We start from the raw sequence: 17568 nt of genomic DNA on the forward strand, positions 1-17568 counted from the left end.
AAACCGCGGCCTGCCGCCGTCAGCTGGTTAGCGCCAACGCACGATCGATATAAAGCTGGCGTAAACGCCGGGTTACTGGGCCAGGCTTACCGTCGCCGACAGGCTGGCCGTCGATACTCACCACCGGGTAGACAAACGAGGTGGAGGAAGTAATAAAGGCTTCTGCGGCGCCTTTTGCTTCATCCACCGTGTAGGCTCGCGTTTCAAGACGCAAACCCTGTTGATTAAGCAGCGCAATCAGGGCGCCCCGGGTGATGCCGGGCAGCAGAACATGCGACAGTTCACGTGTGATCACTGCGCCATCACGGCTGACAATAAACGCATTGTTGGAGGTGCCTTCGGTGATCAAACCGTCTTTCACCAACCAGGCATCATCAGCGCCGCGTTGCCTGGCCTGCTCTTTCGCCAGGCAGGCGTACAGCAGCTGCGTTGTTTTAATGTCGCAACGCCCCCAGCGTAAGTCCGGCAGGCTGATAATGTTCATGCCCTGCTCGGCCAGCGGGCTGGCGAGGATATTTTTGGCCTGGGTGTAGAGCACCAGCGTCGGCGGCGTGCCGGCCGGCGGAAAAGCAAAGTTGCGGTCTTCAACGCCGCGGCTCACCTGCAGGTAGATCAGCCCCTCCTGCAGTTGGTTACGGGCGATCAACGCCTGATGGATAGCCAATAACGCATCGTTATCCAACGTCAACGTCAGCGCCATGTCATCCAGCGAGCGCCGCAGGCGGGCCAGGTGCAACTCAATATCCAGCAGCTTGCCTTGCAGTACGGCGGTGACCTCATAAATGGCATCGGCAAAGGTGAAACCACGGTCAAAAACCGAAATCTTCGCTTCGTTTTCAGCAATGAATTCACCGTTCAGGTATAAGGTACGCATAACGCGATATCTCCGGGTTACGGGCGTTCAACGCCGGTCTGGCGGGTGATAATGCCGTAGTGTTCAATGCGCCGGTGGCGGGCAAAGTCGAAGATGGTGCTTTTGCCAAACTGGCACAGATCCATATCGCAACGATGGGTAATCAGCTCATCGCCCTGCCCATTCGCTCTGGCCACAACAAACCCGTTGGGATCGACAATCACGCTGCCCCCCATTAGCGGAAAACCATCCTCTACGCCGGCCTTCGCAACCCCAACCACCCAGGTGGCATTCTGGTAAGCGCCGGCCTGCATGCAGAGCTCGGAATGGAACAGCCGTTGCGTTTCGCCTTCGCCGCGTTGCAATGAATTGACCGAAGGGGTGTTGTAGCCCAGCGTGATCAACTCCACCCCCTGCAAACCCATGACCCGATAGGTTTCTGGCCAGCGGCGGTCGTTACAGATGCACATACCCATCACCGCCCCCAGGTTTTCCCAGGTTGGGAAACCAATATCACCCGGTTCGAAATAGCGCTTTTCCAAATGCTGAAAATCACGATGGGGATCGAACTCGACATGCCCCGGCAGGTGCACCTTGCGGTATTTGCCGACGATATTGCCCTGGCGATCGGTAACGATTGAAGTGTTGTAATGGTGACCATCGGGGGTCAGCTCGGCGTAACCAAAGGTGATGGCGATGCCGTGCTCACGGGAAAAATCAAATAATGGCCGCGTGACGTCATTCGGCATTTCGCGCTCAAACCAACCGTCGACTTCACGCTGATCCTCCATATACCAGCGAGGAAAAAACGTCGTCAGGGCCAGCTCAGGGAACACCACCAGCTCGCACCCTTGCCGCCGCGCCTGTTCCAGCAACGCCAGCATCCGCTGGACCACACTCTCTCTCGAGTCGCTTTTCTGGATCGCGCCCAACTGAGCACCGCCAATTACGATTTCGCGCATGCACGCTTCCTCCACAAGGCCGACCCGGTGTCGGCAACCCTTTTGCATTGCATAGGGCCATTGTGGGAAGTTCAGCGCCGCATGTCGTATACCAATATGTCGCGCTGGCTTAACATGAAGTTAATCCATGTTGAACAGGTTAAAACCGCTCTCGGCCAACACGCTGCGCAGATGCTCGACAAACACCTGCGCAAATTGCGCCAGCGGTTCATTGCGCCGGTGCACCAGGCTGATGGTCAGGCGCTCTTCATTAAGTATCGGCAGGACCGCCATACGCTCGGCACCCGATGCCCGGAAGGAGATCTCATCAACCACCGAAAAACCGGTGCCGTTTTTCACCAGCGCACAGGCGTGGTGCGGGGAATCGACATCGATGCTCGCCCGGTAAGGCAAGCCCACCCGTTCGAAAACCTGTTTCATAAAGTGGTGGAACGGGGTATCGGCGGAATAACCGATAAACGGCATCTCCGCCAGCGCGGCAGGCAATTCGTCGGCCGGGACTTGCGTAATCGGATGGCCTGCCGGGCACACCACCCTCACCCGGATATAGCTCAGCGGAACGACGCGCAAATTGGGGTGATCAATCGGGAACAGCGAAATGCCGAGATCTGCCTGCTGCTCAAGCAACCGCTCGCGCAACAGCATATGCCGCAGGCACTCCAGGCTGACGAGGATCTCGTCATTGCACTGCCGGAAAGCACCGATGGCGTCCGGCACCAATTGATGCCCCAGACTGGGGCTACTGGCGATGCGCAGCACGCCGTGGCGCTGCTGCACCAGATTGTGCAGCGTGGTATTGACCCGCTGGATATCGCGATACACCGACTCAACGTCATTAAACAGGCAGCGCGCCTCCGGCGAAGGATATAGCCGCCCCTTAACCCGCTCGAACAACTGGAAGCCAATACGCGCCTCGGTGTGGGACAGCATGCGGCTGACCGCAGGCTGCGATACATACAGAAGTTGCGCGGCGCCGTTGATCGAACCGGTGATCATGACCGCGCGAAATACCTCAATCTGACGCAGATTAAGCAACTGCATTCGATTTCACCTCCCAGGAATGAACGGCGGGCGCACCACCAGATACGCTTAACACCAGGTTATAGGGTGTTAGCAATTAGTATGCCAGGGGGGATAACACAGAGAAAATTGCGCTGACAGCGGCGAGAGGCTCCGGTAATAATAGCGTTCGCCAGTGTTTTATCGGAGCCTGTTACTGTGAGCGTGTCGCAAACCATTCTGCCCGTCTTTCTGCTGATCATTCTGGGATATATTCTTGCTCGCCGCGGGGCGCTGGATACCCATGCCAACCAAGCGTTGGCTGGCCTGGCCTTTAAGCTGTTTATGCCGATGGTTCTGTTCACCGGGATGGTTAACGCGCCGCTGCATGACGGCCTGGACACCAGGATCCTGGCGGCCTACTTTGTGCCCGCGCTGTTTATTTTCGCCGTGGTCAATCTGTTCACCCATCGCAGCCTGGGCCACCCGACCCCGTTCGGCCTGACAGCCTCTTTTTCCAACAATGCCCTGATCGGCCTGGCAATGGTGGCCGGGCTGTATGGCAACGCCGGGCTGGTGTTGCTGTTTACCGTACTGGCCGTCCACAGCCTGCTGCTGTTCAGCTTTCAAAGCCTGTATAGCTGCCTTGCCGGCAGCGAGCCCTTTAAACCCGCGGTACTGATCGCCAGCCTCGCCAACCCGATGATCGTCGGGCTGCTGTTGGGGACGGTGGTTAATTTGTCCGGCCTGGTGTTGCCGGGTTGGAGTATGAAACTGGCGACCTGGCTGGCGCAGGCGGCGTTGCCCTGCGCGCTGATCGTCCTCGGCGCCAATCTCTCCGGCTATCGGCTGCGCCCCAACGCCTATGTGGTCGGCATCACCGCCGCCAAGCTGGCCGCTATGCCGCTGCTGGTCCTGCTGGTATGTATGCTGCTGGGCATTAGCGGCCTGCCGCGCGGGGTATTGGTGCTGATGGCCGCCAACCCCTCCGGCGTCAACGTGCTGGGGTTCTCGCGATCGCAGCAAGACAGCCAGATAACCAGTTCGGCCATTTGCCTGACGACGCTACTGTCGATGGCGACGCTGCCGCTATGGATGTGGATCAACACCCTGCTATGACCCGCCGCGATGCTGAATCAAACCCGAGCGCGAATGCAGCAATGCATAGCGTTCGCTATTGGCGCGCGCCGGAATGGGCGTTATATATTCTTCGCGCCAGGCTTTTGGTGATAAGCCAAAGCGCAATTTATACAGCTTGCTTAATACGCTGGGGTTACTGAAACCGCACTGATAAGCAATTGTCTCAATGCGTTCTTCAGCGCTGTTTTCCAGTTTGTACCTAACCGCATTCAGGCGCACCTCGTGCAGCAGTTTCATTACCGACGTATGTTGTTCAAGACAAGCCCTGTCCAGGCTGGAACGTGAGCAATGTAACGCCTGTGCGATAATATCCGGCGTTAAATCCATACGCGCGTAATGCTGCTCAATATAACTCTGCGCGGCAATATAAATAAAAGCCTTGGTCTTATCCGTATAATTTCCACGTTGCTTGCCAATATCCGCCAGCATTAATATTGCCATACTGTGCAGCCCATCCAGAATGCTGGCAATGGCCTTTGTCGCCAGGCGTGCCGCATGTGCGTCCAGCAACAACATTTGGGAGCGAATAAATGGCGCCAAAGGGTGCGCATCAAGCGGCAATATCAGATCGTCAATGCCACCGCCAAACGCCGCGCGCGCTTTCGCATACGGCAAAATAAGGTAAAGTTGCTTAACGTTATTGCTATCGTAAATAATCGGCTTGCATCTTTCGTATAGCGCCAAAGCCAGCGAACCAGCGCCAATATCTTTATTTTCTGTTACTTTTTCCCCCGTTAACCTCACGCTGCCCTGCAATAATAATGAAATAAACAAGCTGCCGGCGTAGGCCTGATGCGGATCAAACCGGCTGTGGTTCACAGAACCCAATGCGGAACAGAAATCCCCATGAACGCCCGAAATGCTATGGTGCCAGGCGATGATAGCGTCCGGCCGCTGGTTGTTCACAACATCAATCCCATAGGGCTTGAGATTGCCAGTCAGGATCTCAAACCGCTGTTCCGGTGCGATGCCCTGCGCATCGACCGTCTGCAGTTGGTACAGCCGGCCAGAGCGCGGCAAAAACCGTTTGTTATTAGGCTTAATAAAAGGTTGGCTCATAATATCTCTTTACGGATACGTTCTGATAAAAGACCAAGGCCGCAGCCAAAGTAAGAAATTTACACAAAAGCTCTGCGGGGAAAAGAGGGAAATGAGAATTTTCTTATTCTGACGATGACAGACAAGCAATGAGGCCAGCAGACATTTTTCCGGCCATTCGTTGTGCTTACTATTGATGGGCCGAGTAATGGTGCAGGCTGCGCCGAAAAGAGGAAAATATGCCCACCGACCTATTAACATATTATAAACATTCGTTACCATAGCACGATAGGCTAAAACCAAGTAGTCATAGAACATTAAAAATAACCTGGCTTTAGGAGCAGAGGATTTTAGGCATTTTATAGCCAACAGATTTTACATTTCAGGTGTATTGGTTTTATTAATCGGCCCATCTTTGGGCCGCGCCGCTGCATTGCCGCGTGATTCGGCCATACGGCCTCCCCCTACGAGGCCAGCGCTAACGCTGTCCAAAAATGCAAACGCGTTTTTTAGCAGCGGTTCGAATTACTTTGGGTTTATTTTATTTAAAAAACACATACCAATATTATAGGTAATAATATGTTCATGATGACAATCGCAATTCTTCTGTTAGCTATTTCTATATGCAGTTTTTATTCTCACATCCAAATACGAAAAAGCATGTCATTAATAAACCCGAGAAGAAAAAAAAGAAGATCTCGCTATTCAATACATTTCGGCCGGCATAATAAAGGTGATAAAGCGATTATTCCGGCCGCTACAACACGGGCTTTTCCTGTTCCGCCACTGCCCGCGACCGGTACGCTATTTACTTCACCGGCGTAAATTCCTTGTCGATCAACTGACTAACATCCACGTGGTTCGGCAAAATCTTTAACTGATAAAACAGATCGGCCACCGGTTGCAGCACATTAATGTCCTGCTGATTAACGCTGTGCGCGCCCTTTGACGTGCGATCCGCAATATGCCGGGCGGTTTCCAGCGGCAAACGCGTCAGTTGGGCGTAAACCTTGGCATATTCCGCCGGATGGTCGATCGCCCACTGCCGCGCCCTGGCAACGCGCTCGGCAAAGTCTTTGATGGCCGCCCGCTTGTCTGGATCGGCCAACGAGCGCGTAGTGGCGGTCAAAAAACCGAGCGACGGGGTTAACCCCTGGCCATCGCGCAGCAGGCGCGCACCGCTTTGCTCCGCAACGCCCAAATAGGGATCAAAAACCGCCCAGGCCGCCACTTTGCCGGTACTGAATGCCGCGCTGGCATCGGTAGGCATCACGAACTGAATCTGCACATCTTCCCGCTGCAACCCGGCTTCCTGCAACGCCGCGTACAGCAAGTTTTGCGAGATGCTGCCACGCGCCGAGGAAACCACCACCGTTTGCCCTTTCAACTGCTGAACGCTGTGCAACGGTGAATCCTTCGGCACAATAATCCCGTTAGACTGGCCATAGCCGACGTTGGTCTGAATCAGCTTAAAATCCACTCCGCCCGCCGCCGCCATCAATACCGGCAAATCCCCGGCATAGGAGGTATCCACGGCGTCTGCGCGCTGCGCTTCAAACAACGGCGCCGCCCCCTGGAAATTGGCCCATTGGTACTGATAAGGCGCGTCTTTCATCACGCCCGCGGCCTCAACCAAACTGCGTAATCCGCGTGCCTGATCCCCCAGCACCAGTTTAGCGTCGCCGATCGCCCCCTGCGCCAGCGATGCCGTCAATAACGTGGCGCTCAGCCCCACGGCCCTAAGTAAAACAGAAAACGGCGCCATACTTTTCCTCTTTGCCGGTGATGATTATGCGTATCGTCTGGTGATTCAGAGCACTGTAAAGCCATGGGTTGCATCACGCGCCAGCTGTTCCACCAGCCCGAACTCCCAGTCCAGATAGGCTTGCATCGCTTCACGCGGATTATCCGTGCCTTCGTACGGGCGGCGATAACGGTCGATGCGCGGCGCGGCCAACTGCCCTTCGCCCTTTGCCAACGGCCGGTTTTCGGCGATCCACGCCAGAGTGCCGCCGGCAAGCAATTGCACCGGCTTGCCGGTCAGCGTGGCCACTTCCGGCACGGCATAGCGCGCCAGCAGGCTGCTACCGCAGGTCAGAACATAGCGTTTGGCCGGCGGCAGGTTTTCCAACGCCAACGGCAGCTGCGAACGGATAACCCAATGCGCACCGGGAATATGGCGCGCAACGTAATTGGCGCTGGTGGTGAAATCCAGCAGCACCGTGCCTTCCTGCTCTAATAATGCGGCCAACTGCGCCGGGGTGATTTCATCCGCCGGCGGCGGCGGCGGTAGCTGTGCCGCCGGATCGCCCGGCTCGGTAAAGTCAGCGGCGGTCAGCCCGCCCACTACCGCCGCCTCCCAGCCCATCTGCGCCAGCCAGGAGGCGCTCATGTTGGCGCGCACGCCGTCATCATCCACCAGTGCCACGCGGGCGCCGCGCACGCTGGCATAGTGATCCGTTTCCTGCACCAGTTGCCCGCCGGGCGCGTTGTAACTGCCCGGCAGATGCCCGGCGCGATACTCCTCGGGGCTGCGCACATCGAACAGATAGGTGGTGCGCACCGCATCCTGCCGCCACAGCCCAAGCGTCTCGCGGTCAATGCGCCGCACACCGGCCGCATCCGCCACCCGCTGCGCCTGTTGCTGCGCCTGCGCCAGATTCTCCGCGCCGTCCGGGTAGCGGCGCTGCTGCTGGCTTTCCAACGCAAACCCCGCCAGCCCCCAGCCGATCGTACCGTTGCGCAGCGCCGCCACCGGGTTGCTGATGCCGGCGTTGATTAACGACTGGGTACCGATAATGCTGCGCGTGCGCCCGGCGCAGTTAACAATCACCTGCGTATTGGGATCCGGCGCCAGCGCCTTGATCCGCAGCACCAGCTCCGCCCCCGGCACGCTGGTGCTGGTGGGGATACTCATGGTTTGGTATTCATCAAAACGGCGCGCATCGACGATCACCACATCGGCATGCTGATCGATCAGGGCCTTAACCTGCTGCGCAGTCAGCGATGGCGTGTGCCTGCGGCTTTCCACCAGTTCGCCAAAGGCTTTGCTTGGCGTATTCACGTCCTGGAAAAGCTCGCCGCCACCGGCTTGCCAGCCCGCCAGGCCGCCGGCCAGCAGGGCAACATCACCATAGCCGAACTGCTGTAGCCGCTTTGCCGCCTGTTCGGCCCGTCCGTCGCCGTTGTCATAGACGGTAATCGGGGTGCTGCGGCGCGGAATACGCCGGTAGGCTTCCAGCTCCAACTTGCTTAGCGGGATATTCACGGCAAACAGCGGGTGGCTTTCAGCAAATTCGGCTTCTTCACGCACATCGATCAGCGCCAACTCCTGGCGGGCCAATAACGCGGCGCGCAGGGTGGAAAAATCACGGTAAATAAAGGCAGGCATACTTACACTTCCTTAGAAAGGTCCCAGATATTAGGCAGTTGAGTGTTGGAGTAACCGGAGATAAAGGGCTTCACCGCGCCACTTTCACCATACACCGCACGCTTAACGGCGCCGATATTGCCGCCATACACATGAATGCTGATCGAAACGCGATCGTTAAACGCATTGCTGACCTGGTGAATATCGCCGTCCTGTTCGGACAGTTTCGCCACCTGCCCGGCGGTTAACCGCTCGGCGCCGCCTTCGGGCTGGGGCACGCCCTGGCCGTCGAGCACATAACGCTGGTTGATTTCAGCGCCGCGTAGCATGCCAATCAGCCCCCACACACGGTGATCATGGATCGGCGTGACCTGCCCCGGCCCCCAAACGAAGCTGACGATGGAAAAGCGCTGGGCGGAATCAACGTGCAGCAGGTACTGCTGATAATGTTTAGGGTGTGGGCGGGCGTACTCTTCGGCCAGCCAGTCATCCTGTTTGACCAGTTCGGCCAGCAACTGCGCCGCCTGTTCCAGCCGCGCCGCATCGCCCAGCGGCTGTTGATGCAGTTGGGCCAATTGTTCAATGAACCCGCGTAAACGGTCTAAGCGTAATGGCGTTGTCATAGGGCTTTCCTGTCTGAAGCAGTGCCTATCACGCTAACAAAGAACTTTTTATTATTTAAATGCATTTTTGTAATAAACTAAAATGCAAAATACACATAAAGAGAGTTTCCATGCGTACAGACGACATTGACGCACTGCTGGCGGTGGTGCAATTCGCTTCGCTTAACCAGGCCGCGGAATACCTTGGCATCAGCCAATCCGCCATGACCCGCCGTCTGCAAAGCTTTGAACAAAGCCTGGGCGCCACGCTGCTGGATCGCCAAACCAAACCGCTTAAACTGACGGCCATCGGCCACCGCGTCTATGAACAGTGCCTGACGATCAAACGCGAAACCAAGCGGCTGGAAAGCCTGCTTAATCAGGATGCGGAACCGAGCGGCCCGCTGCGCTTGGGCATCCCGCAAAGCCTAAGTGAAATCGCCTTGCGGCCGGCGCTGGTGGCGCTGGGCGAACATTACCCGCAGTTGCGCCCGCAGGTGGTCTGCGGCTGGGGCGGGCAGTTGATCAAACGCCTGGAAAACGTTGAGCTGGACAGCCTGCTCGCCATGGGGCCAGCGCAACAAAGCTTCGATGACAGCCTGGTGGCAAAGGCGCTGTGCCCGCTGGAAGTGGTGGTGATCGCCGGCAAAAGCCTAAACCTCAACGTCGCCCGTCTCAGCGGCTGCGCCCACTACGGCTGGGTATTGAACCCCGACGGCTGCGGCCTGCGCGCCGGCTTAAACCGCGACCTACAGGCGCAGGGGCTGGGGTTGAAAATCAACGTGGAAACCGCCGGCGCCCAGTTGCAAATCAGCCTAGTGGCCCAGGGGCTGGGGCTTGGGCTGGTGCCCAGGGCCGCGTTAACCCACAGCCCGCACCGGGACGATATCGCCATTGTTGAGCTGGCCGATTTTCAGCCGAAGGTGCAACTATGGCAGGTCAGCAGCCTGGGGCTGGGCAACCTGCAACGCCCCACCACCTTTTTTGCCGAGAGGATCGTGCAAGAACTGCGTAGTTAATTCGATGAAAAACAATCAATTATTATCATAATTAACTTTATGCATATTAATATATGATAAAAATGCATTTAAATCATTAGAACATCGCGTATAGGGTATAAAAACCACGCTGCTTATCGCCCAACATTTGGCCGGCAGCCAAACCCTATCACGCGTCCTGGCAAGGAGTTCTAATGAGCGTCCAATTTTTAGGCATGATCGGCCACCGTCTGTCTTCGGAAATCATCCCCCCGGCAGGCCCGATATTTGACCGCGACTACATTGTGCGCTTTGCGCAAACCCACGAGGCCGCCGGTTTTGACCGGCTACTGGTCGGCCATTGGTCCGATCAACCCGACAGCTTTCTGGTCACGGCGTTGGCCGGGCTTTCTACCCAGAAAATCAATTTCTTACTGGCGCACCGGCCGGGCTTCGTCGCGCCGACCCTGGCGGCGCGCAAATTCGCCACCCTGGAGCACCTGCTGAGCGGCCGCCTGGCGGTGCATATCATTAGCGGCGGCAACGACGCAGAGCAACGCCGCGACGGCGACTACCTCGATCACGATCAGCGCTATGCCCGCACCGACGCGTTTTTAGATATTGTGCGCCAGGTCTGGACCGAGGAACGGCCGTTCGATGCCCATAACGATTTCTATCAGGTCGAACAGGCCTTTTCGGCGATAAAACCGCTGCAAAAACCCCATATCCCGATCTTTTTCGGCGGCTCATCAGACGCGGCGATCGCCGTGGCCGGCAAGCACGCCGACGTGTTTGCCCTGTGGGGCGAATCGCTGGCGCAAACCCAGGAAACCATCCAGCGCGTGCGGGCTGAAGCGGCCAAACACCAACGTCAAATCGACTTCAGCGTGTCATTCCGGCCGATTATCGCCGCCACCGAAGCGCAGGCCTGGGAAAAGGCTAAAGAGATCCTGCATGTCGCCACCGAACATGCCGAAAAAACCGGCGTGGGCTATAAGAACAAACCCAACAGCGTGGGCGCTCAACGTCTGCTGAAAACCGTGGCGCAGGGCGAAGTGGTGGATAAACGCCTGTGGACCGGTATCGCCAGGCTGTTCGGCGGCGGGCACAACTCCACTGCGCTGGTGGGCACCCCGGAGCAAGTGGCCGACGCCCTGCTCGATTACTACGATCTGGGGGTGCGCAACTTCCTGATCCGCGGTTTCGATCCGCTCAACGACGCCCAGGAATACGGCAAAGAACTGCTGCCGATCGCCCGTGCCAAAATCGCCCAGCGCGCCGCCAGGCAAAGCGCCTGAAGGCCAACGGAAGAGGCACCCCACATGAGCTCTGTCTGGTCTACCCGCCCACTGGCGCACCAACGGCACATTCAGCCGCCGCTGGCGCAGATCACCGCGCAACTGGCGCAACAGGCCGCGGCGCTGGATCGCAGCGGCGAATTCCCACACGCCAATCTGGCCTGGCTACAGGCGCATGGCCTGTTGGGGCTGGCCTGCGGGCAGCGTTACGGCGGCGCCGAAGCCAGCCTTGCCACCCTGCAGCAGGTTATCAGCGCCATCGCACAGGGCGAACCGTCCACGGCGCTGATCGTTTGCATGCAGTACCTGCACCACCTGCGCCTGGCCGCCAATCCCGACTGGCCGGAGGCGCTGCGCTGCGCCATCAGCCAAAGCGCGGTGCAGCACGGGGCGTTGATCAACAGCCTGCGGGTGGAGCCAGAGTTAGGTTCCCCGGCGCGCGGCGGCCTGCCCCACACCGTGGCGGCGCGTACGCCGGCAGGCTGGCTGCTCAACGGCCACAAGCTCTATACCACCGGGATTGAGGGCCTAAGCTGGCTGGCGATCTGGGCACGCAGCGATGACGCCAACCCGCAGGTGGGCACCTGGCTGGTGCCGCGCAATAGCCCGGGCATCACCATTAAATACAGTTGGGATCACCTGGGGATGCGCGCCACCGGCAGCCACGAGGTGATACTGCACAACGTGGCGGTGCCGTTGAGCCATGTGGTGGGGACTTACCCGGCCGATCGACCGCCGGCGCCGGATACGGCGCAGATCCAGGCCGCCGCCAATGCCCACACCGCCCTGCTGCCGGCCATCTATGACGGCATTGCGCAGGCGGCGCGCCGCTGGCTGATCGCCTGGCTGCAACAACGCGTGCCGGCCAGCCTGGGCGCGCCGTTAGCCAGCCTGCCGCGCGTGCAGGAAAACATCGGGCAAATCGATGGCCTGCTGCTGGTGAACCAAAGCCTGCTGCGCCAGGCGGCGGCGCAGGCATTCACCACCGAACAGGCCAACCTGGCGAAAGTCACCATCACCGAAAACGCGGTAAATGCGGTGGAAAAAGCGCTGGCGCTGACCGGCAACCATGGCCTGACGCGCCACAACCCATTGGAACGCCACTACCGCAACGTACTGTGCGGCCGGGTGCATACCCCGCAAAACGACAGCGCGTGGATTAACGCCGGCAAAGCGGCATTAGGCAGCGGCACACCCGCATCAACCGCCCGCTGACGCAGAGCACGGGCTTTGGCAACACCGCTTTAGACCAAAGGAAATGATGAACATGTTGCGTATTAAACAGACTCTGGGTGCTTTACTGCTTATTGGCCTGGCTGGCCAGGCGCTGGCCGCCGACGCGCGTATTACCTTGCATATCGCCGACCAAAAAGGCGGTATGCGTTCACAAATGGAAGCGGCCAACGAACTCACTAACCTGCCTTACGATATCAAATGGGCCGAGTTCCCCGCCGCCGCCCCACTTGCCGAAGCACTGAACGCCGGCGCGGTCGACGTCGGCATTATCGGCGATGCGCCGTTACTGTTTGCCCTTGCGCAGGGGGCGCCGGTTAAAGCGGTCGCGGTGGATAAAAGTAATCCGGCGGGCACCGCAGTACTGGTGGGCGAGAACTCGCCGCTGAAAAGCGGCCAAGATCTGAAAGGCAAGCGCATCGCCACCGGCAAAGGTTCGATCGGCCACTTCGTGGCGCTGAAGGCGCTGCAACAGGCCGGCCTGTCCGCCGCCGACGTGCAGTGGGTCTTTTTAGGGCCAGTGGACGCCAAAGTGGCGCTACTTAGCGGCTCGGTCGACGCCTGGGCCACCTGGGAGCCTTACACCACTCAACTGGTTAAAACCGGGCAAGGGCATGTACTGGTCAGCGGCACCGGCCTGCTGCCGGGGAATACCTTCCTGGCGGCCACCGATGCCACGCTCAGCGATAGCGCCAAACGCCAGGCGCTGCAGGATTATCTCAACCGCCTGGCAAAGGCGGAGCGCTGGGCCTATGCCAATCTCGACAGCTACGGCAAAACGCTGGGGCAAATCATTAAGTTCCCACCCGATATCGCACGCGAGCAGTTCGCCAGCCGCCAACTGCGCTGGCAACAGATTGACGATCAAACCGTGCGCCAACAGCAGGCCACCGCCGATTTTTATCAGGCTAACGGGCTGATCCGGCAACCGCTTGACGTTACCCACACCTTTGATAACGGCTTTAGCGTACCGCCGCTGGCGCAAACACAACAGGAAGGTCAGCCATGAAACACATTGCCCAGTATTCACGCCGCAGATTCCTCAGCCTGGGCGGCAGCCTGCTGGCGGCACCGGTGTTAGCCGGCATCTCGCCGAAGCTGTTCGCCCATGATATGGCGGCCATGCATCAGGAAGACGGCAACGCGCTGCGCCTGCCGGCTCCTTACAAGTTGAAGCTCGCCATCAATCAGAGCGCGGTGTGTATTGCCCCCGTTACGGTGGCGGAGCAGCAGCACTTCTTCAGCAAATACAATTTGGACGTTGAGTTCGTCAACTTCGGCAACTCGACCGATCTGCTGCTGGAAGCGATCGCCACCGGCAAGGCCGATGCGGGCATCGGTATGGCCCTGCGCTGGCTGAAAGCGCTGGAACAGGGTTTTGACGTGAAGCTCACCGCCGGCACCCACGGCGGCTGCCTGAATTTGCTGACCGCCAAAAACGCCCCTTTTACCAGCCTGGAAAAGCTAAAAGGGCAAACTATCGGCGTGACCGACATGGCCGGCCCCGACAAGAATTTTTTTGCCATCCTGCTCAAACGCCACGGCGTGGACCCGATCGCCGATGTGCAATGGAAGGTCTATCCCGCCGATTTATTGAGCGTGGCGCTGGATAAACAGGAAATTGCCGCCATCAGCGGCAGCGAACCGTTCAGCTACCGCTTATTGGACACCGGCAAATACCAACTGCTGGCCAGCAATATGACCGGCGAGTACGCCAACCTCAGCTGCTGCGTGGTCGGCGTCAGCGGCTCGCTGGCCCGCGAACACAAAGCCGCGGCGGCGGCGTTGACCCAGGCGCTGCTGGATGCCCACAGCTACGCGGCGGAGCACCCGGAAAGCGTTGCCGATGCCTTTATGGCCCACGCGCTGAACACCAACGTCAAGGAAGTGGCCGGCATTCTGCACGGCCAGGCGCACGGCCACCACGCGGTGGGCGAAGCCTTCGTTAAAGAGCTGACGCAGTACGTCAGCGATTTGCAGTTGGTCCAGGTGATTAAGCCCAGTACCGACGCCCACCAATTTGCGGAGAGCATCTATGCCAACGTATTTGCTTGATCGAACCGTGAAACGCGAAAAAATCGCCGGCCAGCGGATCTGGCTCACCGGCCTGCTGGCGGCGGCGGCCTGGCTGGCCGCCGGGCTTATCACCACCTACTGGCCCAACGTCAACCGCCAATGGCCATACAGCCAGGCGTGGGCCGGGCTGCAACTGGCGCTGGGCGTGGCGCTGTTGGCGCTGGCGCTCAGCTACCGGCAGTGGCAAGGCCGTGGGCAACGCCTGCAGCGCGCCGGGCAATGGCTGATCGCCCTGCCGCTGTTTTTCAGCCTGTGGGAACTGCTCACGGTGAAAACCGGCGCGCTGCCGCTGCCGTTCTTCGCCCCGCCGCAGGCGCTGATTGAGGTGTACCTCACCGACTGGCCGCGTCTGCTAAACAGCCTGTACCACTCGTTATCGTTATTGCTGCTGGGGGTGGTGATCGGCACCCTGGTCGGCTTTATCAGCGGCGTGTCGATCGGCTGGTCGCAGCGAATCGGCTATTGGGTGCATCCGATACTGCGCATTCTGGGGCCAGTGCCTTCAACCGCGTTACTGCCGCTGTGCCTGTTTATCTTCCCCAGCAGCTTCGGCGCCAGCGTGTTTCTGATCGCCCTGGCGACCTGGTTTCCGGTTACCGTCCTCACCTGGTCGGGCGTCGCTAACATCGACAAAGCCTATTACGACGTGGCGCGCACTCTGGGCGCCAGCCAGCGCTTTTTGATTTTCCACGTGGCAATCCCCGCCGCCCTGCCGAACGTCTTCGTCGGTTTGTTTATGGGGCTGGGCGCCTCTTTCTCGGTGCTGATCGTGGCGGAGATGGTCGGGGTGAAGGCCGGCATCGGCTTTTATTTGCAGTGGGCGCAGGGCTGGGCCGCCTACCCAAATATGTATGCGGCGCTGATTGTGATGGCCTTTTTGTGCTCGGGGCTGATCAGCCTGCTGTTTTTCGTGCGCGATCGCCTGCTCAGTTGGCAAAAAGGAGTGATGAAATGGTAGCCCAAGCCGCCCAGGCGCGGATAAACGCCACGGGCACAGCGATAGACGTGCAGAACGTCAGCCACAGCTTCACCCTGGGGAAACGGGAAATCGCCGTGCTGGACAACATCAGCCTAAGCATTGCCGCCGGCGAAAGCGTCGCGCTGCTGGGTCCTTCCGGCTGCGGCAAGTCCACCCTGCTGCGCCTGCTGGCCGGGCTGGAGCCGCTACAAACCGGCCACCTGCTGGCCGACGGCCAGCCGCTCGGCGCCCCCAGCCCCGAACGCATTCTGGTTTTCCAGGATCCCACGCTTTACCCGTGGCGGACGGTGCGGCAGAACGTGCTGCTCGGGCCGCAGGCGCAGGGGCTGAATGGCCAGGAGCAAAAGGCCGACGGATTGATCAGCCGTATTGGCCTGAACGAGTTCGCCAACGCCTACCCCAAACAGCTTTCCGGCGGGATGGCCCAACGCGCCGCGCTGGCACGCGCCCTGCTCAACGAGCCGCGCCTGCTGTTGCTGGATGAGCCTTTGGGCAAACTGGACTCGTTGACCCGCATCAGTATGCAGCGCGAATTGATTAACCTCTGGCAGAGCCAGGGCTATACCAGCCTGCTGGTGACGCATGACGTCGAAGAGGCATTGCTGCTGTGCGATCGGGTGATCGTGCTTTCGCCGCGCCCGAGCCGGATTTTGGCGCAGTTTGCGGTGCCGCTGGCCTATCCGCGCCACCGGGGCGATCCGCTGCTGATTCAGCGCCGGCAGGACATATTGAAAATACTGGGCCAAGAGATCGATTGGTAATCGAGCGCCAGTCGCGGCCAACACTTATCAAACCACCGTTAACGGGAGTTGTTATGTCTTTGGTGTCTATCCCTACCGCCAATACCGGCGAGGTAAAAAACGGCGTCAGCCAGGAAGAGTGGCAGGTGCGCGTTAAGCTGGCCGCCGCCTATCAGTTAGCGGCCCTGTATCACTGGACCGATCATATTTATACCCATTTCTCGGTGCGCGTGCCGGGCGCGGAAGAGCACTTCCTGATTAACGCCTACGGCCTGTTGTTCAGTGAAATCACCGCCTCCAACCTGGTGAAAATCGATTTGGACGGCAATATCATTGCCGATCCCACCGGGCTGGGCATTAACCAGGCCGGCTTTGTGATCCACAGTGCCATACACCGCGCCCGGCCCGATCTGAAAGCCGTGCTGCACACCCACACCAAAGACGGCGCAGCGGTATCGGCGCAAAAAGACGGGCTGTTGCCGCTGTCGCAGCATGCGCTGGCTTATTATTCACGGATTACCTATCACGAATACGAAGGCGTCGCGCTCGATCTGGATGAGCAGGACCGGTTGGTTAACGATCTGGGCCACAGCAACGTGATGATTTTGCGCAACCACGGTTTGCTGGCCGGCGGCGTGAGCATTGAGCACGCGTTCCGAGAGCTGCACGGTTTGGAGCGCGCCTGCAACATTCAGGTGGCGGCGCTCGCCGGTGGGCGGGACAATTTGCACTACGCGCCGCCGGCCGCGATCGAAAAGGTCAAGGCACAGTCGGCGCGTTTTCGCAGCGGCACGGATGAGATCACGCAAAAACACTGGGCGGCGGCCATCCGTCAGTTGGAGGCCAGTGGGTTAGCCAGTTATCACCAATAACGGTACTGTGATGCGAAATGCCGCGGCCAAGAAGCACGCAGAATGTTGATAAAACCACCCTTTGCCACCATCGGTGTAAAGGGAATTGCCTTAATCGTGCTGCGTTTCTTTGCGGCAATCGCGCACGGCAATTGTCAGGGCCGAAGGCCCCTGGCAACGGCGCCTTGCTCGGCAGGCCAAGATGCGCGCTAAACGTCAACACCCCAATCTATCGCCACCGGGCAACCTAACCACCGGTTTTGACATGGGCTAATTTATCAATTTCAAAGACGATTCATGTGGTGAGTGGAGCACGGGTGTGGAAGCCATTGAAGGCGCCGAACGGCGGAACGTAGCATAGGCGAAACCGCCAGGACGGCGGTTTCAGGCGAGACAGGCAGGGACGCCTGTCGTAGCCGGCCGTTGATGCGCAGTGACACAGTGAGGGCA

16 protein-coding genes are annotated in these 17568 nt (G+C 58.9%); 9 read left to right on the forward strand and 7 right to left on the reverse strand.

Annotation, left to right across the window (positions count from 1 at the left end; translation table 11 throughout):
• Window positions 1-19 precede the first annotated feature (19 nt).
• The 3 genes from ABFX35_RS10360 to ABFX35_RS10370 all read right to left on the reverse strand — a co-directional run bounded on the left by ABFX35_RS10360 (window position 20) and on the right by ABFX35_RS10370 (window position 2856).
• Window positions 20-874, reverse strand: coding sequence for a D-amino-acid transaminase (locus tag ABFX35_RS10360; protein WP_346080707.1), 855 nt, complete (start codon window positions 872-874; stop codon window positions 20-22).
• Window positions 875-891: 17 nt separating this feature from the next.
• The gene (locus ABFX35_RS10365) at window positions 892-1815 is read right to left on the reverse strand and encodes an N-carbamoyl-D-amino-acid hydrolase (RefSeq protein ID WP_346080709.1); all 924 of its coding nucleotides are present in this window, start codon (window positions 1813-1815) and stop codon (window positions 892-894) included.
• Window positions 1816-1935: 120 nt separating this feature from the next.
• On the reverse strand, window positions 1936-2856 hold the full coding sequence (locus tag ABFX35_RS10370; protein ID WP_346080711.1) for a LysR family transcriptional regulator: 921 nt from the start codon (window positions 2854-2856) through the stop codon (window positions 1936-1938).
• A 177-nt stretch (window positions 2857-3033) separates the two neighbouring features.
• Here ABFX35_RS10370 and ABFX35_RS10375 point away from each other — a divergent pair, with 177 nt between their 5' ends.
• Window positions 3034-3933, forward strand: a complete 900-nt coding sequence (locus tag ABFX35_RS10375) for an AEC family transporter (protein WP_279026234.1) — start codon at window positions 3034-3036, stop codon at window positions 3931-3933.
• Here the strand turns inward: ABFX35_RS10375 and ABFX35_RS10380 are convergent.
• From ABFX35_RS10380 to ABFX35_RS10395, 4 genes are all read right to left on the reverse strand, one after another.
• Window positions 3928-5013, reverse strand: a complete 1086-nt coding sequence (locus tag ABFX35_RS10380) for an AraC family transcriptional regulator (protein ID WP_279026231.1) — start codon at window positions 5011-5013, stop codon at window positions 3928-3930. The two genes, ABFX35_RS10375 and ABFX35_RS10380, sit on opposite strands and share 6 nt — an antisense overlap.
• 787 nt (window positions 5014-5800) lie before the next feature.
• A complete protein-coding gene (locus tag ABFX35_RS10385; RefSeq protein WP_279026229.1) occupies window positions 5801-6757 on the reverse strand; it encodes an ABC transporter substrate-binding protein in 957 nt (318 codons plus the stop codon).
• Window positions 6758-6802: 45 nt separating this feature from the next.
• A complete protein-coding gene (locus ABFX35_RS10390; protein ID WP_279026228.1) occupies window positions 6803-8383 on the reverse strand; it encodes a rhodanese homology domain-containing protein in 1581 nt (526 codons plus the stop codon).
• A 2-nt stretch (window positions 8384-8385) separates the two neighbouring features.
• Window positions 8386-8985: a cysteine dioxygenase family protein gene (locus ABFX35_RS10395; RefSeq protein ID WP_279026225.1), complete on the reverse strand. Its 600-nt coding sequence runs from the start codon at window positions 8983-8985 to the stop codon at window positions 8386-8388.
• A gap of 110 nt (window positions 8986-9095) precedes the next feature.
• On the opposite strand from ABFX35_RS10395, the gene ABFX35_RS10400 reads away from it, so the two are divergent.
• From ABFX35_RS10400 to ABFX35_RS10435, 8 genes are all read left to right on the forward strand, one after another.
• Complete coding sequence (locus ABFX35_RS10400; protein ID WP_346080713.1) at window positions 9096-9983, forward strand: LysR family transcriptional regulator; 888 nt, start codon at window positions 9096-9098, stop codon at window positions 9981-9983.
• A 173-nt stretch (window positions 9984-10156) separates the two neighbouring features.
• Window positions 10157-11239 (forward strand): LLM class flavin-dependent oxidoreductase, encoded by a 1083-nt coding sequence (locus ABFX35_RS10405; protein ID WP_346080715.1) that lies wholly within the window; start codon window positions 10157-10159, stop codon window positions 11237-11239.
• A 24-nt stretch (window positions 11240-11263) separates the two neighbouring features.
• Entirely contained in the window at window positions 11264-12454 is a 1191-nt protein-coding gene (locus tag ABFX35_RS10410) for an acyl-CoA dehydrogenase family protein (RefSeq protein WP_346080717.1), read from the forward strand.
• 46 nt (window positions 12455-12500) lie between these two features.
• A complete protein-coding gene (locus ABFX35_RS10415) occupies window positions 12501-13481 on the forward strand; it encodes an ABC transporter substrate-binding protein (protein ID WP_346080934.1) in 981 nt (326 codons plus the stop codon).
• On the forward strand, window positions 13478-14527 hold the full coding sequence (locus tag ABFX35_RS10420; protein WP_095848245.1) for an ABC transporter substrate-binding protein: 1050 nt from the start codon (window positions 13478-13480) through the stop codon (window positions 14525-14527). Before ABFX35_RS10415 ends, ABFX35_RS10420 begins: the two co-directional genes overlap by 4 nt.
• The gene (locus ABFX35_RS10425; protein ID WP_279026214.1) at window positions 14508-15506 is read left to right on the forward strand and encodes an ABC transporter permease; all 999 of its coding nucleotides are present in this window, start codon (window positions 14508-14510) and stop codon (window positions 15504-15506) included. The genes ABFX35_RS10420 and ABFX35_RS10425 overlap by 20 nt, the downstream gene beginning before the upstream one ends.
• The gene (locus ABFX35_RS10430; protein WP_346080720.1) at window positions 15500-16288 is read left to right on the forward strand and encodes an ABC transporter ATP-binding protein; all 789 of its coding nucleotides are present in this window, start codon (window positions 15500-15502) and stop codon (window positions 16286-16288) included. Before ABFX35_RS10425 ends, ABFX35_RS10430 begins: the two co-directional genes overlap by 7 nt.
• Before the next feature lie 53 nt (window positions 16289-16341).
• Window positions 16342-17139 carry a class II aldolase/adducin family protein gene (locus tag ABFX35_RS10435; RefSeq protein ID WP_121555381.1) on the forward strand — a complete coding sequence of 266 codons (798 nt, stop codon included), beginning with the start codon at window positions 16342-16344 and terminating at the stop codon, window positions 17137-17139.
• Window positions 17140-17568 lie beyond the last annotated feature (429 nt).

Origin of the sequence: Gibbsiella dentisursi (assembly GCF_039539505.1) — a bacterium.
In the GTDB taxonomy this organism is placed as follows: Bacteria; Pseudomonadota; Gammaproteobacteria; order Enterobacterales; family Enterobacteriaceae; genus Gibbsiella; species Gibbsiella quercinecans.